Source organism: Streptomyces sp. NPDC090025 (genome assembly GCF_044748125.1).
In the GTDB taxonomy this organism is placed as follows: Bacteria; Actinomycetota; Actinomycetes; order Streptomycetales; family Streptomycetaceae; genus Streptomyces.
In genome coordinates this window covers 242,406-266,851 of sequence record NZ_JBIVFL010000006.1, presented here as the reverse complement: position 1 = coordinate 266,851, position 24,446 = coordinate 242,406, and the positions used below count along the sequence as shown (strand labels likewise).

Annotated in this window: 21 protein-coding genes and 1 tRNA gene; 13 read left to right on the top strand and 9 right to left on the bottom strand. The window is 72.5% G+C overall.

Going from position 1 to position 24,446, the window contains the following annotated elements:
* Positions 1 to 196 precede the first annotated feature (196 nt).
* The gene (locus ACIPXM_RS17345; protein ID WP_401655976.1) at positions 197 to 1,966 is read left to right on the top strand and encodes an MFS transporter; all 1,770 of its coding nucleotides are present in this window, start codon (positions 197 to 199) and stop codon (positions 1,964 to 1,966) included.
* Positions 1,967 to 1,980: 14 nt separating this feature from the next.
* Here ACIPXM_RS17345 and ACIPXM_RS17340 read toward each other — a convergent pair whose 3' ends face one another.
* From ACIPXM_RS17340 to ACIPXM_RS17330, 3 genes are all read right to left on the bottom strand, one after another.
* Positions 1,981 to 2,889 carry a cellulose-binding protein gene (locus ACIPXM_RS17340; protein ID WP_401655974.1) on the bottom strand — a complete coding sequence of 303 codons (909 nt, stop codon included), beginning with the start codon at positions 2,887 to 2,889 and terminating at the stop codon, positions 1,981 to 1,983.
* 199 nt (positions 2,890 to 3,088) lie between these two features.
* The gene (locus ACIPXM_RS17335) at positions 3,089 to 5,794 is read right to left on the bottom strand and encodes an SUKH-4 family immunity protein (protein WP_401655972.1); all 2,706 of its coding nucleotides are present in this window, start codon (positions 5,792 to 5,794) and stop codon (positions 3,089 to 3,091) included.
* 7 nt (positions 5,795 to 5,801) lie between these two features.
* Positions 5,802 to 6,806 carry an HNH endonuclease gene (locus ACIPXM_RS17330; RefSeq protein WP_401655970.1) on the bottom strand — a complete coding sequence of 335 codons (1,005 nt, stop codon included), beginning with the start codon at positions 6,804 to 6,806 and terminating at the stop codon, positions 5,802 to 5,804.
* A gap of 380 nt (positions 6,807 to 7,186) precedes the next feature.
* On the opposite strand from ACIPXM_RS17330, the gene ACIPXM_RS17325 reads away from it, so the two are divergent.
* On the top strand, positions 7,187 to 7,723 hold the full coding sequence (locus tag ACIPXM_RS17325) for a YwqJ-related putative deaminase (RefSeq protein WP_401655968.1): 537 nt from the start codon (positions 7,187 to 7,189) through the stop codon (positions 7,721 to 7,723).
* A 9-nt stretch (positions 7,724 to 7,732) separates the two neighbouring features.
* Positions 7,733 to 8,233, top strand: a complete 501-nt coding sequence (locus ACIPXM_RS17320; RefSeq protein WP_401655966.1) for an SUKH-3 domain-containing protein — start codon at positions 7,733 to 7,735, stop codon at positions 8,231 to 8,233.
* A gap of 72 nt (positions 8,234 to 8,305) precedes the next feature.
* Here the strand turns inward: ACIPXM_RS17320 and ACIPXM_RS17315 are convergent, their stop codons facing one another.
* Positions 8,306 to 9,718: a sensor histidine kinase gene (locus tag ACIPXM_RS17315; RefSeq protein WP_401655964.1), complete on the bottom strand. Its 1,413-nt coding sequence runs from the start codon at positions 9,716 to 9,718 to the stop codon at positions 8,306 to 8,308.
* Positions 9,719 to 9,881: 163 nt separating this feature from the next.
* Between ACIPXM_RS17315 and ACIPXM_RS17310 the strand changes: the two genes are divergently transcribed.
* The 7 genes from ACIPXM_RS17310 (at position 9,882) to ACIPXM_RS17280 (ending at position 15,555) form a co-directional block, all read left to right on the top strand.
* Positions 9,882 to 10,730, top strand: a complete 849-nt coding sequence (locus ACIPXM_RS17310; RefSeq protein ID WP_401655962.1) for a hypothetical protein — start codon at positions 9,882 to 9,884, stop codon at positions 10,728 to 10,730.
* 23 nt (positions 10,731 to 10,753) lie between these two features.
* A tRNA-Gln gene (locus tag ACIPXM_RS17305) sits at positions 10,754 to 10,825 on the top strand.
* Positions 10,826 to 10,934: 109 nt separating this feature from the next.
* The gene (gene glmU, locus ACIPXM_RS17300; RefSeq protein ID WP_401655960.1) at positions 10,935 to 12,383 is read left to right on the top strand and encodes a bifunctional UDP-N-acetylglucosamine diphosphorylase/glucosamine-1-phosphate N-acetyltransferase GlmU; all 1,449 of its coding nucleotides are present in this window, start codon (positions 10,935 to 10,937) and stop codon (positions 12,381 to 12,383) included.
* Between the two features lie 120 nt (positions 12,384 to 12,503).
* Positions 12,504 to 13,478 carry a ribose-phosphate diphosphokinase gene (locus tag ACIPXM_RS17295; protein ID WP_401655958.1) on the top strand — a complete coding sequence of 325 codons (975 nt, stop codon included), beginning with the start codon at positions 12,504 to 12,506 and terminating at the stop codon, positions 13,476 to 13,478.
* 272 nt (positions 13,479 to 13,750) lie between these two features.
* A complete protein-coding gene (locus ACIPXM_RS17290) occupies positions 13,751 to 14,347 on the top strand; it encodes a 50S ribosomal protein L25/general stress protein Ctc (protein ID WP_401655956.1) in 597 nt (198 codons plus the stop codon).
* A gap of 87 nt (positions 14,348 to 14,434) precedes the next feature.
* On the top strand, positions 14,435 to 15,031 hold the full coding sequence (gene pth / locus ACIPXM_RS17285) for an aminoacyl-tRNA hydrolase (protein ID WP_401655954.1): 597 nt from the start codon (positions 14,435 to 14,437) through the stop codon (positions 15,029 to 15,031).
* A 77-nt stretch (positions 15,032 to 15,108) separates the two neighbouring features.
* The gene (locus ACIPXM_RS17280) at positions 15,109 to 15,555 is read left to right on the top strand and encodes a hypothetical protein (RefSeq protein WP_401655952.1); all 447 of its coding nucleotides are present in this window, start codon (positions 15,109 to 15,111) and stop codon (positions 15,553 to 15,555) included.
* 110 nt (positions 15,556 to 15,665) lie between these two features.
* Here ACIPXM_RS17280 and ppc read toward each other — a convergent pair whose 3' ends face one another.
* Positions 15,666 to 18,395: a phosphoenolpyruvate carboxylase gene (gene ppc, locus ACIPXM_RS17275; RefSeq protein WP_401655950.1), complete on the bottom strand. Its 2,730-nt coding sequence runs from the start codon at positions 18,393 to 18,395 to the stop codon at positions 15,666 to 15,668.
* A gap of 269 nt (positions 18,396 to 18,664) precedes the next feature.
* Here ppc and ACIPXM_RS17270 point away from each other — a divergent pair, with 269 nt between their 5' ends.
* Together ACIPXM_RS17270 and ACIPXM_RS17265 are read left to right on the top strand one after the other, a co-directional pair.
* A complete protein-coding gene (locus ACIPXM_RS17270; RefSeq protein ID WP_401655948.1) occupies positions 18,665 to 19,681 on the top strand; it encodes an acyl-CoA desaturase in 1,017 nt (338 codons plus the stop codon).
* Positions 19,681 to 20,358, top strand: coding sequence for a TetR/AcrR family transcriptional regulator (locus tag ACIPXM_RS17265; RefSeq protein WP_401656193.1), 678 nt, complete (start codon positions 19,681 to 19,683; stop codon positions 20,356 to 20,358). Before ACIPXM_RS17270 ends, ACIPXM_RS17265 begins: the two co-directional genes overlap by 1 nt.
* An 84-nt stretch (positions 20,359 to 20,442) precedes the next feature.
* Here the strand turns inward: ACIPXM_RS17265 and ACIPXM_RS17260 are convergent, their stop codons facing one another.
* Both ACIPXM_RS17260 and ACIPXM_RS17255 read right to left on the bottom strand, forming a co-directional pair.
* The gene (locus ACIPXM_RS17260; protein ID WP_401655946.1) at positions 20,443 to 20,805 is read right to left on the bottom strand and encodes a VOC family protein; all 363 of its coding nucleotides are present in this window, start codon (positions 20,803 to 20,805) and stop codon (positions 20,443 to 20,445) included.
* Positions 20,806 to 21,642, bottom strand: a complete 837-nt coding sequence (locus ACIPXM_RS17255) for a trans-aconitate 2-methyltransferase (protein ID WP_401655944.1) — start codon at positions 21,640 to 21,642, stop codon at positions 20,806 to 20,808. It abuts the gene before it with no gap.
* Between the two features lie 163 nt (positions 21,643 to 21,805).
* Here ACIPXM_RS17255 and ACIPXM_RS17250 point away from each other — a divergent pair, with 163 nt between their 5' ends.
* Positions 21,806 to 22,303, top strand: coding sequence for a MarR family winged helix-turn-helix transcriptional regulator (locus ACIPXM_RS17250; RefSeq protein ID WP_401655942.1), 498 nt, complete (start codon positions 21,806 to 21,808; stop codon positions 22,301 to 22,303).
* On the opposite strand, the gene ACIPXM_RS17245 is transcribed toward ACIPXM_RS17250, so the two are convergent.
* Positions 22,262 to 22,972: a LuxR C-terminal-related transcriptional regulator gene (locus ACIPXM_RS17245; protein ID WP_401655940.1), complete on the bottom strand. Its 711-nt coding sequence runs from the start codon at positions 22,970 to 22,972 to the stop codon at positions 22,262 to 22,264. The genes ACIPXM_RS17250 and ACIPXM_RS17245 overlap by 42 nt on opposite strands.
* A 270-nt stretch (positions 22,973 to 23,242) precedes the next feature.
* Positions 23,243 to 24,445 carry a galactokinase gene (gene galK, locus ACIPXM_RS17240; protein ID WP_401655938.1) on the bottom strand — a complete coding sequence of 401 codons (1,203 nt, stop codon included), beginning with the start codon at positions 24,443 to 24,445 and terminating at the stop codon, positions 23,243 to 23,245.
* Between the last annotated feature and the right edge of the window lies 1 nt (position 24,446).

Below are 24,446 nucleotides of genomic sequence, written 5' to 3'. Positions count from 1 at the left end.
CAGTCGCTCTTCCCGCCGGTCGGCCCGCCGGGTTTCCGTAAGAACAAGCTAAGGACGGCGGGACCTCCGGCTCGTCCTCCGCCGGGACGAACGGCCCCTGGGCTGTATGGGGGAGGTCCCCCTAGGGGTTTCTCCACCCCAGGTCGGGGTGAGAGGCTGCGCGGGGCGCACTTAGATGTACGAAACATCCGACGGGATGCGGTGGAGGGGGCGGTTCCGGGTGTCCGAAGCGGGCGCGGAACGGACGACGGCGGAAACGGGACCGGGCTCCGGGGCGCAGACGGCGCCGGGCACGGGCACGGGAACGGGCGCCGGGACCCGGCGTGGGCCGGTGGTCGCGGCCCTGATGCTGGGCATGGCGCTCGCCGCGCTCGACGGCACGGTGGTCTCCACCGCCGTCCCGCAGATCGTCGGCGACCTCGGCGGACTCTCCGTCTTCTCCTGGCTGTTCTCCGGCTATCTGCTCGCCGTGACGGTGACCCTGCCGGTGTACGGGAAGCTCAGCGACACCTTCGGCCGCAAGCCGGTCCTGATCGCCGGCATCGTGCTGTTCCTGATCGGCTCGGTGCTGTGCGCGGGGGCCTGGAACATGGGCTCCCTGATCGCGTTCCGGATCGTCCAGGGCCTCGGCGGCGGCGCCCTCCAGGGCACCGTGCAGACCATCGCCGCCGACCTCTACCCGCTGAAGGAACGTCCCCGCATCCAGGCCAGGCTCTCCTCCGTGTGGGCCACCTCCGCCGTCGCGGGCCCGGCGGCGGGCGGCCTGCTCGCCGGGTACGCGGACTGGCGCTGGATCTTCCTGGTCAACCTGCCGGTCGGCGCGGCGGCGCTCTGGCTGATCGCCCGCTATCTGGTCGAGCCCGGCGCCCCGCGCGCCGCCACCGCCAAGGGCGGTACGGACGGCAAGGACAAGGGCAAGGACAAGCGGGTGTCGGTCGACTGGCCGGGCGCGCTCGCCGTGTTCGCCACCGGCACCCTGCTGCTCACCGCCCTCGTCCAGGGCGGTGTCGCCTGGCCCTGGCTGTCCGCGCCTTCGCTCGGCCTGTTCGGCGGGGCCGCGCTGCTCGCCGCCGCGACCGTCGTCATCGAACGCCGGGCCGCCGAACCGATCATCCCCGGCTGGGTGTGGCGCCGTCGCACCATCGCCGCCGTCAACCTGGCGCTCGGCGCGCTCGGCCTCCTGATGGTCGCGCCGACCGTCTTCCTGCCCACGTACGCGCAGGCCGTCCTCGGCCTCGGCCCGATCGCGGCCGGGTTCGTGCTGTCCGCGATGACCCTGAGCTGGCCCCTGACGGCCGCCCTCTCCAACCGCGTCTACACCCGCATCGGCTTCCGGCAGACCGCGATCCTCGGCATCAGCATGGCGCTGCTCGTGCTGCTCGCGTTCCCGCTGCTGCCGTTCCCCGGCGAACCCTGGCAGCCGACCCTGCTGATGCTGCTGCTCGGCGGGGCGCTCGGCTTCTTCCAACTGCCGCTGATCGTCGGGGTGCAGTCGACCGTGCCGTACGAGGAACGCGGCACGACCACCGCGTCGGTGCTGTTCGTCCGGCAGATCGGGCAGAGCGTGGGCGCCGCGCTGTTCGGCGCCGTCGCCAACGGGGTGCTCGCCGCCCGCCTCGGCGGCGGCGCGAACGGATCGGGCGGATCGGGCGGATCGGGCGCCTCGGGCGGGGATCTGGACGGACTCCTTCGCGCCCTGTCCACCCCGGGCGAGCTGACCGCGAGCGCCGCCGATCAGCTGCGGCGGGCGGTGGACGCGGCCGTCGACTACGTCTACCTCGGCGCGGCGGCCGCCGCGGCCCTGGCCCTGCTCGCGCTGCTCACCCTGGCACCGCGCCGCTTCCCGGTCCTGAAGGAGCAGGAACTCCCCGAGGACGCCGAGGACCCTGAGGGCTCCGGAATCCCCGAGGGCTCCGGGGAACAGGAGGAGCCGAGGCCCAGGGACGAGGAACGGGCCACGCCCTGACCGGCGCCCCAGACCTAGGCCCCGTCCGGCCCCTCGCCCGAGTCCCCGTCCCCGTCCGCGGGCGGGCCCGCGACCCGGCCGGTCAGGGCGGCCAGCGAGGAGCGGATGTGCTCCATGTGGGAGTGGATCTCGTCGCGGGCCTCGTCGTGCTCGCGCAGCACCCGCTCGGTCTCGCGCTCGATCCGCTCCTGCCGCAGCCGGGCGGCGGCGATGATCTCGGCGGCCTCGGCCTCGGCGTCCTCCTGGCCGTGCCGGGCGGTCTCCTCGGTCCCGGCGAGCGCCTTGCGGGCCGCGCCGAGCCGGGCCTCCGCGTGGGCGTCCAGCTCGTCGTGCCGGGCCTGGAGGCCGGCGGCCCGCGCCTCGGCGGCGCGCTCGGCGTCCTTCCGTACCGCCGTCTGCTCCTCCTGCTGCTCGGCGAGCAGCGCGGCGGCGTCCCGGGCGGTGGCCTCGTACGCGGTACGGGCCTGGTCCCGCTGCTCCTCGGCATCGCGGCGGGCGGTGGTGAGCGTCGTCTCGGCGCGTTCGGCGGCGGCGGCGAGGGCGGCGCGGGCCGCGGCCTCGGCGGCGGTGGTGACGCCCTCCGCGTAGGCCGCCGCCGCTTGCGCGGCCTCGGTGGCGGCCTCGTCGGCGGCCGCGGCGAGCTCCTGCGCGGCGGCCTCGGCGGCCCGTACGAGCCGTTCGTCCTCGGCCTCCGCGAGCCCGAGTATCTGCCCGGCCCGCTCCCCCAGGGACTCGTAGCGCTGCGGGGCGAGCGCGGCGACCGCCTCGCGCAGCCGGTCCGCCTCCGCCGCCATCTCCTTGGCGAGGACGGTCAGGCGGGCCGCCCGCTCCCAGGCGCCGTCGCGCTCGGCGGACAGCGCGGCGAGGTAGCGGTCGACCTGCTCGGGGCGGTAACCGCGCCCGCGTCCGACGGCGAAACTCATTCCCTGACGCCCCTTCGACTCCGGTATGTCCTCAAAATGCCCTCAAACATCAAGGATGCGCCATCCGGGCGCACGAAAGGCGCCCGACGTGAACACACGTCGAGCGCCTTTCGTCACATTCCGTCGATCACCCTGGGCGGAGGGTCAGAGCGACCGGGCCGGGCGACCGGGTAAGAACGGTCGGGTCAGCACGGCCAGGTCAGAGCAGCCCGTCCCACATCTGCTCCAGGAGCACCGACCACCAGTTCTCCGGCGACGCGAGGGCCGCCGGGTCCAGCATCGCCAACTGCGCCTGGAAATCGGTGGTCCAGCGGCCCGCCTGCTCCGGGTTGAGCCCGAACCGCAGCCGCCACATCCGGCCGAGCAGCGCGAGCGAGCGCACGAACTCGGGCAGCCCGGTGTTCACGAACTGCGGCGGCACCGACTGCCCGCCGGGACCCGCCTCCACCGGCACGGCCACGATGTGCGCCGTCCCGTACTGGACACAGACCGCCCGGCCGAAGTCCGAACCGAGCACCAGGTACGAACCGGCGTCCGGCGCCGCCTGCACCTGCCGCTGCGCCGCGAGCTCCGCGAGCGTCGGCACCACCGGCATGGCGGGCTGGGCCCAGAAGAACGGCCCGAAGTCGGCGGGCAGCCCCGCCCACATCAGCGTCACCGCGACCAGCTCCGGCACGCCCTGCCGGGACACCGCGCGCTGGTCGAAGCGCAGGATGCCAGGACCGAACGCCCCGGCCAGCTCCTGCGCCACCCCGTCCGGCGGCAGCGGCGGCGCGGGCTGCACCTGCGGCAGCGGCGCCCGGACCGGCGCGGGCCGCGCCGGACCGTCCGCGACCTGATGCAACTCGCCCTGATGGGTGAGCAGTTGACGCATCCCCTGCTGACGGCCCGCGTGATCACGCCCGTACGGCGCGATGTTGGTGATCCGCGCCTGCGGCCAGGTCTCCCGGATCATCCGCGCGCAGTAGCCGCCCGGCAGCTCGCACGACTCCAACTCGGTGTGCAGCTCCAGGACTTGCTGCGGCGGTACGTTCATGGCGCGCAGCTCGTGCAGGATCTGCCACTCCGGGTGCGGGGTGCCGGGCGCGGAGCGGCGGATCAGCTGCTGCTCCGAGCCGTCGGGCGCGCGGTAGCGCAGCACGGCCTGGTAGCCGGGGCCGACGGTCGGCAGACCGGTCGGCTGCGGCTGCGGATAGCCGTACGAGGGCGCGGGCGCGGGTCCCGGCGGCGGGGGCGGCCCCGCGGGACCACCGGCCGCACCGGGTCCGCCGGGACCGGGGTGGGCCAGCATCGTCGCCGCGTGCGCGATCCCCCCGGCGGGCGTACCGGCACCCGAACCGGCCCCGGGCACCCCCGGCGGGGGCGGCGGAGGCGGCGGCGCGGCGGGTCCGCCCTGCGGCGGGCGCGCGAGCATGGTGGCGGCGTGCGCGACACCGCCCGCGGGCGTGGTCCCGCCCCCGGGAACGCCCGGCGGCGGGGGCGGCGGCGGCACACCGGGACCGGCCTGCTCGGGCCGCGCCAGCATGGTGGCGGCGTGCGCGACCCCACCGGCGGGCGTGGTCCCGCCACCGGGCACCCCCGGCGGCGGAGGCGGCGGCACCGGCGCCCCGGGCTGCGCGGGCGGGCCGGGCGGGGCCGGCGGCCCGTCGGGCAGCTGCGACACCAGCTGGGTGCGGACATACCCACCGGCGGGCGGCGCGGCGGGCGGCGCGGGCACCTCGGGCGTGGCGGGCGTGGCGGGCGTGGCGGGGGAGCTCGGCGGCTGCGCGGCCTCCGGCGCCTTCCGGCCGAACGTCCCGTCCGGGTTGAGGCGCGGCGCGATGGCGGTCGGCGGCAGCGCGCTGCCGCCCTTCATCAGCGCGGTCGGCGCGTCGGCGCCCACGGACGGCGCCGGGGCGTCCTCGTCGTCGGCCCCCGACAGCGGCGGCGCGAACACGGTCGCGGGCAGCGGCACGGCCCCGTCGACCCCACCGGAGCTGGCATTGGCGTCGGCCCACGGGCTCTGCGCGGCGGCGGCCGGGCGGTCGGCGGGGCGGTCGACGGGCGGACCGTCGACGGGCGCGGCCCACGGCGCGGCCGACTCCTCGGCCGACGCACCCGCCACGGCCGACACGTCAGCCACCTCCGCCACCGCGTCCACGGCCTCGTTCCCAGGCGCGTCCTGCGGCGGCATGGCCGCCTTCAGCACGGCCGTCGCGCCGCCGACACTCCCCTGACCGGCGGGCACCGGACCCGGCACCTGCGCCGGTTCCTCCGGCGCCGCCGGAACCTCCCACGGCGCGGCCGGCGCGTCCCCGGCACCGGCACCGGCACCGGCGGCGTCGTCCGACACCGCACCCGGCACCACGTCCTCGGCGCCACCGGCCACGGCAGGAGCGTCAGCCACGGCCACCGGCCCCGGCGCCTCCTCCCGGCCCGGCACCTCCTCCCGTGCCGTCGGCAGCCCCGACGCCGGAGTCGCCGACGCGCTCTCCGCCGACGCGTCCCCGCTCGCCTGCGACGCGTTCGACCCGGTGCCCACCGGCGGCAGACCGATCTTGTCCGCCGCCTCCTGCAACCACTCCGGCGGCGTCAGCAGGAACGACGTCTGGTTCAGATCGATCCGCGGCGCCGCCTGGGCCGCCGCCGGAGCGGCCGCCTCCGCGACCGCGCCGTACTCCTCCTCGTACCGCCGGATCACCTCGCCGACCGGCAGCCCCGGCCACAGCGTCGCCTCACCGCTGTCCCGCGCGATCACCAGCCGCTGACGGCCCGCGTCCGGCGTCGGCGCCGCCTCGCGGTCCTCCGCCCACACCACGAAACCGAGCCCGAACTCCCGCACCTTCACCTCACGGTGCAGATACGCGGGCACGTCCCCGTTGATCCACTCCTCGGCGCGCTCCTGCGCCTGCGCGAACGTCACCACTGCCAGCTCACTCCCCCACCGGGACCACGGGCACGGCGCGCGCGAAGCCACCGTCCACCATCAGGTTCGCCACCGTCTCCAACTCCGGCGGACTGCCCGCCAGGCGCCCGAGGAAATCGTCGAAGTCCGCGCCGCAGGGCAGCAGAAGCCGCTCCACCCGCTCGTTCACCGTCCACCCGGCGGCCGTCTCGCCCGCGTCCCGCGCGTCGTCGTACGCGCAGAACCACACCGAACCCGGCGCCTCGCCCCGCACCTTCACCGCGAGCAGACCGCCCTGCACGAACGCGACCCCCAGGAAGTCCTTCGTCAGATGGTCCCGCAGGCACTTGTTCATGTAGACGAGGTCGTTGACGCCCGCCTCCTCGCGCAGCGTGAAGAACGGCTGGTCCACCAGGAGCCCCAGCTCCGCGTCCAGCGCCGTCCCCACCGGCGCGCAGCCGCCCGCCGCCTTCAGGAACGAGCGGTACGCCCCCGGCAGCCGGTAGCCCAGGTCCTCCTCGACGCCCTGCACCTGCTGCTCCGACACCGCCACCACGCGCTTCGGCAGCCCGAAGTGCGCCGGCCGGGTCTCCTGCAACGGCCGGGTGCCCCGCTTCGCCTGGTCCACGCCCGGCGCCGTCGCGATCCCGCCGTGATGCCGGAGCAGCGCCTTCACCTCGACCGGGACCAGCTCAAGGCGGCGCGAGCGCGCCACGTGGTGCCACGTCCAGCCGTGCGGCGTCGCCACCGACGGGATCGTGTCCCACAGCTCGTGCCCGGTCGCCGCGAGCGCCGCGTTCGCCGACACGTAGTCCGTCAGCCGCAGTTCGTCGACACCGAAACCCTCCGGCGGATCGGCGATCTCCACCGCCGCGCGCGCGTACGGCGAGAAATCCGGATGACCGTGCTCGTCCACCCGCACCCCTCGCGGATGACGGGACGCGCGCACCGGGTCCGGGAAATGCACGACCTGCCCGGCGTACGCCGCGTTCGGCGGCGGCGCGGTGTCCTGGCCGACCCGACCTGTCGTCATGGCGGTTGCCCCCTGAGTGGCTGTGCCTGCGCTTGCGTGGCTGGTGCCTGCGTGGCGGCTGCTGGCGTGGCTGCTTCTACTACTACTGTCGCCGGTGTCGCGGTGTCACCGGTACCGGCGATCGGAACCAGCCCCACGGCGCGCACCGAACCTGCCGGTCCGCACAGCCTAAGCGCTGGCACAACCCCCCGACCCGGCCCGCCCCGGGCCCGCACCCGGGACCCCGCCCACGGTGACCAACTGTCACGACGGCATGACAGGACCGCCATGGTTCCGACACACCGAACGCCCCAATTCACGCCCCCGCTTCCCGATCGGGCAACGGGTTTGGCAGGCTGTTCACGCAACTCGGGGGATTGCGGGAGGGGAAGACCAGCACCATGCACGCGAGCACCACACCAGCACCGGCGTCCACACAGGGTGACCCACGCCTCAATTGGGGCACCGACAGCACCGCCCACCACGCGCCCTCGCCGCGCCACCGCCGCGACGGCATCCTGCCGACCGTCGGCGCCGCCCTCTCCGTACGCGGCGAGACCACGCTCACCTGCACCGCCGCCCGCGGCGACCAACCACCCACGCTCCACCCGCTGGTCCAGGACTTCCTCGACACCCTCACCAGCGGCCAGCGCGAACGCTTCACCGGCCGCTGCCCCGAAGCCATCCTGCTCTCCCGGCACCTCACCGCCGCCGAAAGCACCCGCTCCCGGCGCGCCCAGCGCAAACCGCTGACCAACAGCGAGGCCCGCCGCTCCCTCAAGCACGCCAAGCTCACCGCCCGCCGCATCCGCGAGGCAGGCGACCCCCTGCACGGCAGCTACGTCGCCCCCTGCCGCTCCTGCGCGGAGATGCTCGCCCACTTCGGAGTCCGTACGGTCGACCCGACCGCGCCCGGCCCGCACTCCCAGAACAGCTGACCGCCACCCATGCCCGACCTCAACAGCACCCGCTTCCCGGTGAACGTCGACGCCGCCCTGCGCGAAGCCGGCTGGCAGCCCGGCCGCTGGGACATCAAACGCGCCGAGGAATGGGCCGACACCCTGCGCGCCCACGTCTCCCCCGGCGGCCACCGCCACCACGTGTTCCCGGCCGTCGTCGAAGCCTGGGCCGAATTCGGCGGCCTGCGCGTCACCGCACCGGGACCCGGCCGGCAGATCGCCCCCGCGACCCTCCACTTCGCCCCGCTCGCCGGCCTCCACCTCGCCCGCACCCTCGCCGACCTCGGCCGCGCCCTCGACACCGAACTCGCCCCGCTCGGCGAGGAGGGCGAGGGGACGGAACAGCGCGCGGTCCTCGCCATGGACATCGAGGGACGCGTCTACAGCATCGACCACAGCGGCGACTGGTACCTGGGCCAGGACATCGACGCCGCCCTCGCCACCCTCGTCACCGGCACCCTGCCGACCCGCCTGGTCGCGGGCGGCTGACGGACGGCGGGGCGGCTGCCGGACGTACGGAACGGGCCGGAGCAGGGCTCGTACGGGCTCGGCCAGGCCCGGCTACGCCGACGCGGACCGGGCCGCGCCCCCCTCCGCCTCAGCTTCCGCATCCCCGTCCGCATCCACCACGGGAACCACCACCGTCACCGGCAGCACCGCACTCACCTTGAACCCGCCCGCGTCCGTCGGACCCGACACGAACACACCCCCGAGCCGCGTCACCCGCTCCCGCATCCCCACCAGACCGTTCCCGCCGCTCGGCAGATCCGCCGCCGCGGCCGACGCGTCCGAAGGACCGTTCTCCACCTGCATCGCGACCTCCGCAGCCCGATGCGCCAGCCGTACGACGACCTCCGCACCCGCCGCGTGCTTGTGGACGTTCGTCAACGCCTCCTGCACCACCCGGTACGCCGTCCGCTCGACCTCGGGCCCGTACCCACGCACCTCGCCGACCACCACGAACTCCACCACCGCACCGGCCTGCCGCGACTGCTCCACCAACGCCTCCAGCGCGTCCAGCGAAGGCCCACCGTCCGCGGCCGCCTCGGCGGCCGCCGCCGCGGCCCGGCCCACCGCCGCCAGCGGCACCGCCGGAACCCGCGCCGACACCTCGCCACCAGGCACCGCGGGCTCCCGCAGCACCCCCAACATCTCCCGCAACTCCGTCAACGCCTGGCGACCCATGTCACCGACCAGAGCCGCGTTCCGCACCGCCTTCTGCGGATCCTTCAACGCCACCGCCTGCAACGCCGCCGCATGCACCACCATCAACGACACCCGGTGCGCCACCACGTCGTGCATCTCCCGCGCGATCCGCGTCCGCTCCTCCTGCCGCGCCCACTGCGCCCGCTGCTCCGCCCGGTCCGCGAGCAGCGAAAGCTCCTGCTCCAGACTGTCCGCCCGCTCCCGCAACGACTCCATCAGCCGACGCCGCGCCCCTATGTAGAGGCCGAGCAGCAACGGCGGCGCGTTCAGGCCGAGCGTCAGGAACAACGACATGACCGGCACGTACCAGCCACTCGGATCGAAGTCCGGCTCGCCCACGTCCGCGTGCGCCACATCCGACCGCATCCGGGCCACGGTCACGATGTAGACGGCGACCGTCGACATCCCGGCCAGCACCGCCGTGAACCGCCGCGGCACCTCGGAGGCGGCCAGCGAATACAGGCCGACCATCCCCATCAGGAAGCCCATCTCGGCCGGAGTGACCGCGATCGACACCAGCACCACGGTGATCGGCCACTTCCGCCGCAGCAGCAGCACCGACCCCACGACCAGCCCGAACAGCACCCCCACGGGCACCGGCAGCGACGCCTTCCCGGCGAACCCGATCCCCTCGAACGCACACTCCAGCGCGGACACCACGGCCAGCGACACATCGAGCGCGACACTCCGCCGCCGCCCCCACCACCACCAGCTCCGCGCAGCACTCCCCGTGCCCGCCGCGTCCTGGTGCGCCCCCGAAGTGGTCATGCCTTCCACCCTACGGGCGCGGTCCACCGAATTCCCCGCCCCGGCACCACCCCGCCACGCCACGCCACACCGCACGTCAACCCCCGCGCACACCCGTCCCTCGAACTACTGAATCGCCCAGGTTTTCGACCCGGACGTCCGGATTCCGGACGACGCTTCCCGTATGACCTCCAGCACCAGCAAGTACGCGGACTTCGAGAACCTGCGCGAACAAGCCCTCGCCCTGCGCCGCGCGGGCCTCAGCCGCCGCCAGATCCGCGACCGCATCCACGTCGACAACAACGACCTGCTCAACCGCCTCCTGCAAGGCGAACCCCCACCCGCCTGGACCCGCCGCCCCAACGCCAAGGACGACCTCCGCGACCGCGCACGCGAGCTGCGGCTGGCGGGCATGACGTACGACCAGATCCAGGTCGAGCTGGGCTGCTCGAAGAGCTCGATCTCGCTGTGGGTGCGGGACCTGCCGAAGCCCGAGCGGCGCACCGCCGAGCCGGCGGTCCCGGGAGCCGGGAAGCGCACACCCACACCGCGCCGCAGCCCGGAGGAGATCCGCCAGGTCAAGGAGTCCGCCACGGCGGAAATCGGCGACATCACGGATCGCGAGCTCTTCTTGCTCGGCGTGACCCTTTACTGGGCCGAGGGCGCGAAACCGAGGCCGCATCCGCGCATCACGTTCGTGAACAGCGACCCCGACGTGATCCGCATGTTCCTGCGATGGCTACGGCTCCTCGGCATCACCGACGACCGCCTTCGGTTCTTCGTACAGATCCACGAAACGGCGGATGTCGCCGCCGCGGAGTCCCACTGGGCCTCCGTCACCCGGGCGAAGCCCGAGCAGTTCGGCAAGACCTCGCTCAAGAGGCACACACCCAGGACGAACCGGAAGAACATCGGCCCCGGCTACCACGGCTGTCTCTCCGTGCGGGTTCTTCAAGGCGCCGACTTGTACCGTCGCATCGAAGGGTGGTGGTGCGGCATAGTAGGGGCCGTCGACGTGACCAACAGGACTTGATGTCCGGTTTGTCGGCTTTACCATCCCCTGTGGTGTAATCGGCAGCACTGGGACCTTTGGAGTCCTATGTCCGGGTTCGAGTCCTGGCAGGGGAGCTGCTCGGTTCGGGTCCCGACCTCCCAGGTCGGGACCCTTACTCGTATCCCGCCCGGTACCCCCCGGTATCCTTCGGACGTCCACCACCCGAAAGCCGAAGGGCATTCCGTGAGCGCCAATCGCCCGGCCGCCGTCGTCGTCCTCGCAGCGGGTGAGGGCACCCGCATGAAGTCGAAGACTCCCAAGGTCCTCCACGAGATCGCCGGGCGCTCGCTCGTCGGGCACGTCGTGTCGGCCGCCCGTGAGCTGGAGCCCGAGGACCTGGTCGTGGTCGTCGGGCACGCGCGGGAGCAGGTGAAGGGTCATCTGGAGGCGGCGTACGCCGGGACCAGGACCGCGGTGCAGGAGGAGCAGAACGGGACCGGGCACGCGGTGCGGATGGCGCTGCGGGAGCTGGGGCGGACTCCGGAGGGGACCGTCGTGGTGGTGTGCGGTGACACGCCGCTGCTGTCCGGCGAGACCCTGAAGGCGCTGGCGGCGACGCACGAGGCCGACGGCAACGCGGTGACCGTGCTGACCGCCGAGGTGCCGGACTCGACCGGCTACGGCCGGATCGTGCGGGACGCCGTCTCGGGCGCGGTGACGGAGATCGTGGAGCACAAGGACGCGTCGGCGGAGCAGCGGGCGATCCGGGAGATCAATTCGGGTGTGTTCGCGTTCGACGGCGGGCTGCTCGCGGACGCGCTGGGGAAGGTCCGGACGGACAACAGCCAGGGCGAGGAGTACCTGACGGACGTGCTGTCGATCCTGCGGGAGGCGGGGCACCGGGTGGGTGCGTCGGTGGCCGCGGATCACCGGGAGATCCTGGGGATCAACAACCGGGTGCAGTTGGCGGAGGCGCGTGCGCTGCTGAACCGGCGGCTGCTGGAGCGGGCGATGCTGGCGGGTGTGACGGTGGTGGATCCGGCGTCGACGTTCGTGGATGTGACGGTGACGTTCGAGGCGGACGCGGTGGTGCTGCCGAACACGCTGCTGCTGGGTGCGACGCATGTGGCGGAGGACGCGGTGGTCGGTCCGAACACGCGTCTTCAGGACACCATGGTGGGCCGTGGGGCCCGGGTGGACAACACGGTGGCGGACACGGCGACGGTGGGCGAGGGCGCTTCGGTGGGCCCGTACGCCTATCTGCGGCCGGGGACGGTGCTCGGTGCGAAGGCGAAGGCCGGCACCTATGTGGAGATGAAGAACGCGCAGATCGGTGAGGGGACGAAGGTCCCCCATCTGTCGTACGTCGGTGATGCGACGATCGGCGAGTATTCCAACATCGGTGCCGCGAGCGTCTTCGTGAATTACGACGGTGAGGCGAAGCACCACACGACGGTGGGGTCTCACTGCAAGACGGGTTCGGACAACATGTTTGTGGCGCCTGTCACGGTCGGGGACGGTGCTTACACCGCTGCCGGCTCGGTGATCACGAAGGATGTGCCGCCTGGTGCGCTGGCTGTCGCCCGTGGCCAGCAGCGGAATATCGAGGGTTGGGTGGCGCGGAAGCGTCCGGGGAGTGCGGCCGCGCAGGCGGCTGTGGCTGCCACTGAGAAGTCCGCAGGCGAAAGCTGACCGGAAACGAGTACGTCGGAGTCGGCGTACCGTGATACGTGCACACAAATTCGGCTGGCTCGCACACGCGCACGGGAGCGCGGGGATTCGCGACCAGAGACCCGTCGAGGAGACAGTGCTGTGACCGGGATCAAGACGACCGGCGAGAAGAAGCTGATGCTCTTCTCCGGCCGCGCCCACCCCGAGCTGGCCGAGGAGGTCGCGCATCAGCTGGGCGTCGGCCTTGTTCCGACCAAGGCGTTCGATTTCGCGAACGGTGAGATCTACGTTCGCTTCCAGGAATCGGCGCGTGGCGCGGACTGCTTCCTGATCCAGAGCCACACGGCTCCGATCAATAAGTGGATCATGGAGCAGCTGATCATGGTCGATGCGCTGAAGCGGGCTTCCGCTCGGAGCATCACGGTGATCGTTCCGTCCTACGGTTATGCCCGTCAGGACAAGAAGCACCGCGGTCGTGAGCCGATCTCGGCGCGGCTGCTCGCCGATCTGCTGAAGACGGCCGGTGCGGACCGGATCCTCACGGTGGATCTGCACACGGACCAGATCCAGGGCTTCTTCGACGGTCCGGTGGACCACCTGTCGGCGCTGCCGGTGCTCGCGGACTACGTGGGCACGAAGGTGGACCGGGACAAGCTGACGATCGTGTCGCCGGACGCCGGTCGGGTGCGGGTCGCGGACCGCTGGTGCGACCGTCTGGACGCGCCGCTGGCGATCGTGCACAAGCGTCGTGACAAGGACGTGGCGAACCAGGTCACGGTCCACGAGGTCGTCGGTGACGTGCGTGGCCGGGTGTGTGTCCTGGTGGACGACATGGTCGACACGGGCGGCACGATCTGCGCGGCGGCGGACGCCCTGTTCGCGCACGGTGCGGAGGACGTCATCGTGACGGCGACGCACGGCATCCTGTCGGGTCCGGCCGCGGACCGGCTGAAGAACTCGAAGGTGAGCGAGTTCGTGTTCACGGACACGCTGCCGGACCCGGGTTCGCTGGAGCTGGACAAGATCACGGTGCTGTCGATCGCGCCGACGATCGCGCGCGCGGTGCGCGAGGTGTTCGAGGACGGTTCGGTGACGAGCCTGTTCGAGGAGCACTGAGCCTCGGCCGTACGGCCTGACGCTGTGGTGTGAGGGCCGCTCCCCGATGGGGGGCGGCCCTTTCCCGTACGCCAGAGGGCCCAGGCAGAGCCTCCGGGTGATCCATTTGGGCGCGCGGGGTGGTGCCGTTAGACTGTCGTGGTTGCTCGGCGAGGGAGGCCGGCCCCTTTCGGGGCTTCGGCGGTCCGTTATCGACGCGCTCTTCGTAGCAGGCCATCGGTTAGTCGTGGCCGGGTGACAGACGATTCCGTCACCACTTACGAGGAGTGCACATGTCCGAGGTGAAGATCGCCGCCGGTCTCCGTACCGAGTTCGGCAAGGGCGCCGCCCGCAAGATCCGTCGCGCCGACCAGATCCCCGCCGTCCTGTACGGCCACGGCACCGACCCGGTCCACCTGACCCTGCCGGCCCACGCCACCGCGCTGGCGCTGCGTACCCCGAACGTCCTGCTGTCCCTGGACATCGAGGGCAAGGGCTCCGAGCTCGCCATCCCGAAGGCCGCTCAGCGTGACCCGCTGAAGGGCTTCCTGGAGCACGTCGACCTGCTGCTGGTCAAGCGTGGCGAGAAGGTCACCGTCGAGGTTCCGGTCGTCGCCGAGGGCGAGCTGGCCGCCGGTGGCAACCTGCTGGAGCACGTCCTGAACACCCTCTCGGTCGAGGCCGAGGCCACCCACCTGCCCGAGTCCGTCACGGTCTCGGTCGAGGGCCTGGAGGCCGGTTCGTCCGTCCTCGCGCAGGACATCACCCTGCCCGCCGGTGTGACCCTCGTGACCGAGGGCGACGCCGTCGTCCTGCAGGTCGTGGCCGCGCAGGCCGAGGAGCCGGCCGCCGACGCCGCCGAGGGCGACGCCGAGGGTGCCGAGGCCTGAGCCGTAGGCTCTGCTTGACCCCGACGGGGTGATGGGCCTTCGGGCCCGTCACCCCGTTTCTTTTGCTGACGAGGAGACGAGACGCAGATGACGGACGACGCGAACGCCCCCTGGCTGATCGTCGGCCTCGGCAACCCGGGTCCGGAGTACGCGGGCAACCGGCACAACGTGGGGTTCATGGTGGTCGATCTGCTCGCGGAGCGGATCGGCGGGAAGTTCAAGCGGGCGCAGAAGGCGCAGGCGCAGGTGGTGGAGGGCCGGATGGGTCCGCCGGGGCCCGCGAACCGTCGGGTGGTGCTGGCGAAGCCGCAGTCGTTCATGAACCTGTCGGGCGGTCCGGTGACGGCGTTGCGTGACTTCTACAAGGTGCCGACGGCCCATGTGGTGGCGGTGCACGACGAGTTGGACATCGACTACGCGGTGCTGCGGCTGAAGCTGGGCGGCGGTGACAACGGGCACAACGGGCTGAAGTCGATGACGAAGGCGATGGGCCCTGACTACCACCGGGTGCGGGTGGGGATCGGCCGGCCGCCGGGCCGGATGCAGGTGGCGGACTTCGTCCTGAAGGACTTCTCGTCGACGGAGCGCAAGGAGCTGGACTGGTTCGTGGACCGGGCGGCGGACGCGGTGGAGTGTCTGGTCGCGGAGGGCCTGGAGCGGGCGCAGTCGGCGTACAACTCCTGACCGTCGTGGGGCTCGTGGTCGGCTCCTGACCGGCGCGGGCGGGGTGCGCCCGCGGTGCGACTGTACGATCGCGGGTCATGACGCATGCCCGTAACGCCGCCATGGCCCTGGTCGTCCTGCTGCTCGTCGTCGCCGGGGCGTGGACGTCCTGGGACACCGCTCAGCATGTGCTGCTTTCGAAGGGGCGGGAGCACGGCACGTTGACGGTGACCGGCTGCAACGAGGAGACGTGCAGCGGGCGTTACGTGCCGGAGGACCGGGCGGGGTCGGGGCGGCACACGGCGACGATCGCGCATTCGGTGGCGGCGGAGAAGGGTCAGACGCTGCCGGTGGTGCTGAAGCCGGGGACGGACGAGGCGGTGCGTACGGGCTGGGGCGGTGGGCTGCACGCGTGGCTGCCGCTGGGTGGCGCGTTGCTGCTGGCGGCGCCGTTGATCGGGGGCGGGATGCGGATGGCGCGGACGGCGTGGTCGGTGGCGGGGGCCGGGGCGGCGCTGCTGCTCGGGGCGTTCTTCACGCTGTAGCCACCGGGCCGGTCCGGCGCAGGCGCCGGACAGCTCCCCCCACCCGTTCATGACGGTGCCCCCGCGGGATTCCCGCGGGGGCACCGTCGTACGTCCGAACGCGCCCGGCGTCAGCCGGTGTTGCGCAGTCCTGCCGCCACGCCGTTCACCGTGAGCAGCAGGGCCCGGGCGAGCAGCGGGTCGGGGTCCTCGCCGCGCTCGGCGGCGGCGCGCTGGCGGGCGAGGAGGGCGACCTGGAGGTAGGAGATCGGGTCGAGGTAGGCGTCGCGGATGGCGAAGGTCTGCTGGAGCACCGGGTGGGAGTCGAGCAGCCGCTCGCCGCCGGTGACCTTGAGGACTTCCTGCACGGTCAGGTCGTGCTCGGCCTCGATGATGTCGAAGACGTGCTTGAGGTTGTCCGGGACGAGGGTGTCGACGTAGTGGCGGGCGATCCGCAGGTCGGTCTTGGCCAGCGTCATCTCGACGTTGGCGAGGAAGTTGCGGAAGAAGTGCCAGTGTTCGTGCATCTCGCCGAGGACCGCTTCGAGGCCGGCCTCGCGCAGCGCCTTGAGGCCGGAGCCGACGCCGAACCAGCCGGGGACGATCTGGCGGGACTGGGTCCAGCCGAACACCCAGGGGATGGCGCGGAGTCCGTCGAGGGAGACGCCGGAGCCGGGTCGGCGGGCGGGCCGTGAGCCCAGGTGGAGGTCGGCGAGCTGGTCGACGGGGGTGGAGGCGAGGAAGTACGCCGGCAGGCCGGGGTCCTCGACGAGCTTGCGGTAGGCGGTGTGGGCGGCGTCGGAGACGGTGTCCATGGCCGCGTCCCAGCGGGCGAGGGCCTCGTCGGACTGGCGCGGCGCGGTGTGCAGGGCGGATGCCTGCAGGGTGGCGGCGACGGTCAGTTCGAGGTTCTCGCGGGCCAGCGACGGGATGAGGTACTTGTCGGAGATGACCTCGCCCTGCTCGGTGACCTTGATCTCGCCCTCCAGGGTGCCCCAGGGCTGGGCGAGGATCGCGTCGTGCGAGGGGCCGCCGCCGCGGCCGACGGTGCCGCCGCGGCCGTGGAAGAGGCGCAGCCGGACGCCGTAGCGGTGGGCGACGTCGCGCAGTCGGCGCTGGGCGCGGTGGATCTCCCACTGGGAGGTGGTGATGCCGCCGAACTTGGAGGAGTCGGAGTAGCCGAGCATGACCTCCTGGACGTCGCCGCGCAGGGCGACGAGGCGCCGGTAGGAGGGGTCGGCGAGCATGTCGTTGAGGATGACGTCGGCGGCCTTGAGCTCGTCGGTGGTCTCCAGGAGCGGCACGATGCCGATCCGGGCCCAGCCGGCGTGCAGGTCGATCAGTCCGGCCTCGCGGGCGAGGACGGCGGCGGCGAAGACGTCGTCGGCGCCCTGGCACATCGAGATGATGTACGACTCGATGACCTCGGGGCCGAAGCGTTCGAAGGCTTCCTTGACGGTGTGGAAGACGCCGAGGGTCTTCTGTCCGGCGGCGTCGAGCGGCGCGGGGGTGGGGGCCAGCGGGCGGCGCGAGCGGAGTTCCTTGGCGAGGAGCTTCTGCCGGTAGTCGCGGGGCATGTCGGCGTAGCGCCAGGACTCCTCGCCGAGCCGGTCGAAGAGCTGGCCGAGGGTGTGGTGGTGGGCGTCGGCGTGTTCGCGGACGTCCATGGTGGCGAGCTGGAGGCCGAAGGCGGCGAGGGTGCGGATGGTGCGGTCCATCCGGCCGTCGGCGAAGAGGCCGCCGCGGTGCTCGCGCAGCGAGGTCTGGATGAGGGTGAGGTCGCGGAGCAGTTCGGCGGTGCCGAGGTAGTCGCGGCCGTCCTGGTGGGGGGTGCCGGCGGCGAGGCGTTCGCGGGTGTTGAGGAGCTTCTGCCGGATGCAGGTGACCTTGAGCCGGTACGGCTCCTCGGCGTTGAGGCGCTTGTAGCGGGGGCTGATCTCCGGGAGGCGCTCCAGGTCGGCCTGGAGGGAGTCGAGGAGTTCGTCGGTGGCGCCCGCGTAGCGGATGGAGTTGGAGAGCAGGCCGCGCAGGTAGTCGACGAGTTCGAGGGCGTCGGTGATGCCGTGCTCGTGCTGGAGGATCAGCACGTCCCAGGTGACCTGCGGGGTGACGTTGGGGTTGCCGTCGCGGTCGCCGCCGATCCAGCTGCCGAAGGTGAGCGGGCGGGTGCCGGAGGGCAGCTCGAAGCCGACGCGCTCCAGTTCGGCGGCGAGGTCCTCCAGGACGTCGCCGACGGCGCCCGCGTGCAGCTCGTCGAGGTAGTAGATGGCGTTGCGGGCCTCGTCGGCGGGCTCGGGGCGGACCACCCGGAGCTCGTCGGTCTGCCAGATGAGGTCGATGTTCTCGGCGAGCCGGAGGTCGTGGCGGCGCCGGTCGGCTTCGATGACCGGGGTCTCCAGGAGGGCGGCGATCCGGCGGAGCTTGTTGAGGACCGAGCGGCGGGCGGCCTCGGTGGGGTGGGCGGTGAACACCGGCCGCACGTTGAGGTTCTTGATCGTCTCGCGGACGTGGGCGGGGTCGCCGTCCTTGAGCATGTCGGCGGTGCGGGCGAGGAGGCTGCCCTCGGCGGCGCGCTTCTCGCGCAGTTCGCGGCCGCGGTGGACCTGCTCGGTGACGTTGGCGAGGTGGAAGTAGGTGGAGAAGGCGCGCACCAGGCGGGCGGCGGTCTCCAGCTCGACGCCGCGGAGCAGCTCGGCGGCGGCCTCGCCGTCCTCGCGGGTGAGGCGGCGGACCTTCTCGACGAGCTCCAGGAGCTCCGGGCCCTCCTGCCGGACGAGGGTCTCGCCCAGCAGATCGCCCAGTCGGCGGATGTCGGATCGCAGCTCGGCGCTGGCGGTGGAGGTCTGGTCGGCACTGCTCACAGGTGCGGCTCCTTGCAGTGTTTGAGCACGTCTGGAGGGGTACTGGAGGCTTGCGGACCGCGCTGTCCGACGCACCCAGGATAGGTGTCCATCTTCGCGGCGCGGGCCACGGCCCAATCCTTGGACCTGTTGTCGATCCTTGGGCCTCTTGCCGCGCGCCGGGGCGCTGCCATACTTACGACGCCGTAGGTTACGGAAGCGTAGCTACGGCGCGTTTCCGCCCCGTATCGGATCCGCGCCCACCCCACCCTCATCCCCAGGGGACACCCATGACCACAAGTCCCGAGGTGACGTCACCGTCCTCGGAGTCGTCGTCGCCGTCGTCGTCCGTGCCGCCCGATCTGCCCTCCGCCACGCTCGGCGGGGACAACAAGCGTTCGATCGAGCAGATCACGCTGCTGCTGTTCATCACGGTGCCGTTCCTGGCGGTGCTCGCGGCGGTGCCGCTGGCCTGGGGCTGGGGGGTGAGCTGGCTGGATCTGGGGCTGATGACGGCGATGTACTTCATCGGCTGCCACGGCATCACGATCGGCTTCCACCGCTATTTCACCCATGGTTCGTTCAAGGCGAAGCGCCCGCTGCGGATCGGTCTCGCGATCATGGGTTCGCTGGCGGTGGAGGGGCCGCTGGTCCGCTGGGTGGCGGACCATCGCAAGCACCACAAGTTCTCGGACGCCGAGGGCGACCCGCATTCGCCGTGGCGGTTCGGCGAGACGCTGCCGGCCCTGATGAAGGGGCTGTGGTGGGCGCACATCGGCTGGATGTTCGACGAGGAGCAGACGCCGCAGCACAAGTACGCGCCGGATCTGATCAAGGATCCGGCGATCCGGGCGATCTCCCGGCAGTTCGTGCTGTGGACGCTGCTGTCGCTGGCGATCCCGCCGCTGGTCGGGGGCCTGGTGACGATGTCGTGGTGGGGCGCGTTCACCGGGTTCTTCTGGGGCTCGCTGGTGCGGGTCGCGCTCCTGCACCATGTGACCTGGTCGATCAATTCGATCTGCCACGCCGTGGGTAAACGTCCCTTCAAGTCGCGGGACCGCTCCGGCAACGTGTGGTGGCTCGCGGTGCTCTCCTGCGGCGAGTCCTGGCACAACCTGCACCACGCGGACCCGACGTCGGCGCGGCACGGGGTGCTGCGCGGGCAGATCGACTCCAGCGCGCGGCTGATCCGCTGGTTCGAGGCGCTGGGCTGGGCGCACGACGTGCGCTGGCCGGCCAAGGAGCGGATCGACGCCCGCCGCCAGGGCGATGCCCGGCGCCGGGGTGTGCCCGCCGACGCGGCATGATGGATGACGTGGCGATCGACGGCAGTACCAGCAGCGCGAACGAGCAGAAGCCCCGGCGTGGCCGCCGGGTGAGGATGACGGGCGCGCAGCGCCGGGAGCAGTTGCTGGACATCGGTCGCACGCTGTTCGCGGAGAAGGGCTTCGAGGGCACGTCGGTGGAGGAGATCGCGGCGAAGGCCGGGGTGTCCAAGCCGGTGGTGTACGAGCACTTCGGCGGCAAGGAGGGCCTGTACGCGGTCGTGGTGGACCGGGAGATGCGCCAGCTCCTGGACATGGTGACGGGGGCGCTGACCGCGGGGCACCCGCGGGAGCTGCTCGAACAGGCGGCGTTCGCGCTGCTCGACTACATCGAGCGGTACACGGACGGTTTCCGGATCCTGGTGCGGGACTCGCCGGTGGCCCAGTCGACGGGCACGTTCGCGTCGCTGATCAGCGACATCGCGACGCAGGTCGAGGACATCCTGGGTCTTGAGTTCAAGGCCCGCGGCTTCGATCCGAAGCTGGCGCCGCTGTACGCGCAGGCGCTGGTGGGCAGTGTGGCGCTGACCGGGCAGTGGTGGCTGGACGTCCGCAGGCCGAAGAAGGCGGAGGTCGCGGCGCATCTGGTGAACCTGGCCTGGCACGGTCTGGACGGTCTGGAGCAGAAGCCGCGGTTGATAGGGCACCGCAAGAACTGAGCCGTCCCCCGGTGTACGGGGGGGGCGCCGCGCACCGGGTGCGCGGCGCCCCTCGCCGTTCGGACGGCGTCGTTCAGGCGGCCCTCACTCCACCGGCTCCAGGAACTCCAGCCGGTTGCCGACCGGGTCCTCGGTGTAGAAGCGGTGGTGGCCGGGGAGGTGGTCGTCCCAGACCACGGGGGCGCCGCGTTTCTCCAGGCGGGCCGCGTAGTCGTGGATTCCGCCGACTCTCAGGCCGGGGTGCGCTTTGCGCGCGGGCCTGAAGTCGGCCTCGATCCCCATGTGCAGCTGTACGGCTCCGGCGGCGAACCAGCAGCCGCCGCGGGCGGCGAGGGCGGGCGGCTTGGGGATCTCGGTCATGCCGAGCACACCCGCGTAGAACGCCCGCAGCCGCGGTTCGCTGCCGACCGGAGCGGCCAGCTGCACATGATCGACGGCGATTAACATTCAGGACTCCTTCTTCGTCGCGACGGCGAAGATGCGGCGGAACGGGAACGCGGTGCCGCGCGGCCCCGGCGGGTACGCCTCGCGCAGCAGGTCCCGGTACTGGGCGAGGAAGGCGCCGGTGGCCTCCGGATCGCCCTGGAGGGCGGTCAGGACGGGCCGCAGGGCGGTGCCCTTGACCCAGTCGAGGACGGGGTCCTCGCCGGGGAGCAGCTGGATGTACGTGGTCTCCCAGACGTCGGTCTCGCAGCCGAGGGCGGTGAGCCGGTCCAGGTAGTCGACCGGCTGCAGGATGTGGACGAAGCGGCGGCCCTGGTCGCCGATCCGGTCGCGCCATTCGGGGCGCTCGCACAGTTCGCCGAGGAGGGCGTGGCTGGGCGAGGTGAAGTTGCCGGGGACCTGGAAGGCGAAGGTGCCGCCGGGCCGCAGTCCGTCGAGCCAGACGGGGAACGACTCGGGGTGGTTCGGCACCCATTGCAGGGCGGCGTTGGAGACGATCAGGTCGTAGGGCTCGTCGGGGGTCCAGTGGGCGGCGTCGGCGGGGCGGAAGTCGATCCAGCCGCCGCCGGCGGTGGTGCCGGCCCAGTCCTTGTCGGCCCGCTCCAGCATCTCGGGCGAGAGGTCGAATCCGGAGATGTGCGCGTCGGGCCAGCGGTCGGCGAGGAGGACGGTGACGTTGCCGGGACCGCAGCCGAGGTCGGCGATCCGGGCGGGGCGCCGCTGGTTCGGCAGCTGCGGTATTCGTGCGAGCAGGTCGAGGAACGGCCGGGTGCGGTGACCCGAGTGACGGAGGTACTGCTGCGGGTCCCACGTGGGTGCGGCGGATTCCACGGAATGCATGTTCGAAGCCCCCTTGCTGGAACGAGTTGCCGAAGCGGAACGGAGTTCCGGCCGGGTCTCTTCCCCATAGTCAAGCCGACTATATCTCTATGTCAAGATTCTCGACATCAAGAAACTCAAACCCAAGAGACTTTATGTCAACAGACCCTCTACACTGATCGCCATGGAGGACGAGGTCGACCGTCTGGTCGCTGCATGGCGCCGCGAGCGCCCGGACCTCGACGTGGAACCGCTCGAGGTGCTCAGCCGTGTCTCACGACTGGCCCGCCATCTCGACCGCGCTCGTCGACTCGCCTTCGCCGAGCACCAGCTGGAGCCCTGGGAGTTCGACGTCCTGACCTCGCTGCGGCGGGCGGGCGCGCCGTACCAGCTCTCCCCAGGACAACTGCTCACCCAGACCCTCGTCACCTCGGGCACCATGACCAACCGGATCGACCGGCTGGCCAAGAAGGGCCTGGTCGAGCGGCTGCCCGACCCCAGCGACCGCCGGGGCGTGCTGGTCCGGCTCACCCCGGAGGGCCGCGACCGCGCCGACCAGGCGCTGGCCGGACTGCTCGCCCAGGAGCGGGCCATCCTGGCCCGGCTCTCCCGCGGCGAGCGCGGTGAACTGGCCGGGCTGCTACGCCAGTTGACCGCCCCGTTCGACAACATCCCCGGCTAGCGCGGCCGGATCGACCCCGGCCCGCCGCGCGAGCGCGACGGCGGCCAGGGTGGAGTGCACACCGAGCTTCCCGAGCACGTTCTGCATATGGGTCCGTACGGTGTGGGGCGACAGGAACAGCCGCTCCGCCACCGCCTTCCGGCCGAGCCCGGCCACCATGCAGCGCAGCACCTCCCGCTCGCGCGGGGTCAGCGACTCCACCAGCCGCTCGCTCTCCGTACGGTGCCGCCGGGCCTCCGTCAGCTCCCTGAGCACCCCGGTGAGCAGCGCGGGCGGCAGATGCGTCTCGTCCCGCAGCACCCCCCGTACGACACCGAGCAGCCGTTGCAGCGAACAGTCCTTGGCGACCCAGCCCGAGGCGCCCGCCTGCAGGGCGAGCGCGGCGCGCGCGGCGTCGTCCTTCTCGGCGAGCACCACCACCCGCAGCCCGGCCCGGCCCTCGCGGAGCAGCCCGATCAGCTCGACCACGTCACCGGACCCGAGATCGGCGTCGAGCAGCAGCACGTCGAACCGCCGCCCCTCGGCGACACCCCGGTCGAGACAGCGCACGGCGGCGGACCCGCTGCCCGCGGCGGCGACGTCGACATCGGGCTCGGCCGCGAGGGCCGCGGCGAGCGATTCGGCGAAGACACGGTGGTCGTCCACCACCAGAACCCGGATCCGGGCCACGGAACCCCCAAGTGGTCGAGGAACGGCCCGACGCGGATACGACGCCGGGAGCGGGCCATCATCGGCACGGCCGCCGCCGTGCCAGGACAGTTACCCCGCTCCGGGCGCCGTACCCGGCGGGTCTCGATACCCCTGATCAGCACCGGCCCCCACCGGCGCTGCGCCCAGCCTAGACACGCCCCCCGTCGCTCGCGGCAAAATCGCGGAAGAGTCCACCCGCACGTGCGAATCGAACGTGAGTGGGGGCCGCACCGCGGCACCCGCACCGCCTCACCCCACGCGCCGCGCCCCCGCCGACGGCACCGCCCCGAACACCCGCGGCTCCCGGTACCCGGCACTCGCGAAGGCGACCCGCACCGCGTCCGCGACCTTCTCCGCCTCGTCGGCGGCCACCAGCACCACCGCCGACCCGCCGAACCCACCCCCCGTCATCCGCGCCCCGAGCGCCCCCGCGCCCACCGCCGCCGCCACCGCCAGGTCCAACTCCGGGCAGGAGACCCGCAGATCGTCACGGAGCGACGCGTGCCCGGCCACCAGGACCTCGCCGACGGACGCCGGTTCGCCCGCGTCGAGCAGCGCCATCACCCGCCGCACCCGCTCGTTGTCGGTCACCACGTGCCGGACATACCGACGAACCGTTTCATCGCTCAAACGCCCGAGCGTTTCGGGCAGTTGCACGTCCGGCACGTCACGCAGCGTGCGCACACCGAGCGCCCGCGCGCCCGCTTCGCACCCGGCGCGCCGCTCCGCGTACGCGCCGTCGCCGAGCGCGTGCTTCACCCGTGTGTCGGCGACGAGCAGCGCGAGCCCGTGCGCGGCGAGGTCGAACGGGACCTGGCGGTACGAGAGATCGCGGGTGTCAAGGAACAGCGCGTGGCCCGCGACGGCGCACGCGGACGCCATCTGGTCCATGACTCCGCACGGCACGCCCACGAAGGCGTTCTCGGCCCGCTGGGCGAGCCGGGCGAGGTCCGGGCGGCCGAGGCCGAGGCCGTACAGCTCGTCGAGGGCGGCGGCGAGGACGACCTCGAGGGCGGCGGACGAGGAGAGCCCGGCCCCGGTGGGCACGGTGGAGGCGAGGTGGACGTCGGCGCCGCGCACCGGGTGCCCGGCCTCGCGCAGCGCCCACAGCACGCCCGCCGGGTAGGCGGCCCAGCCGGGCACGGCGCCCGGCCGGAGCGCGTCGACGTCGAGCCGTACGATCCCGCCGGGCACATCGCGGGAGTGCAGCCGCAGCAGGCCGTCGGCGCGCCGGGAGACGGCGGCGACGGCGGTGTGCGGCAGGGCGAGCGGCAGCACGAAGCCGTCGTTGAAGTCGGTGTACTCGCCGATCAGGTTGACCCGCCCGGGCGCGGCCCAGACGCCTTCGGGCCGAGCCCCGTACAGGGCCCGGAACTCCTCGGCCACCCCGGCCACCACGGCCTCACCGGCCCCGTCACCCGCACCGCTCGTCAGCCCACCGCTCGCCGTCATA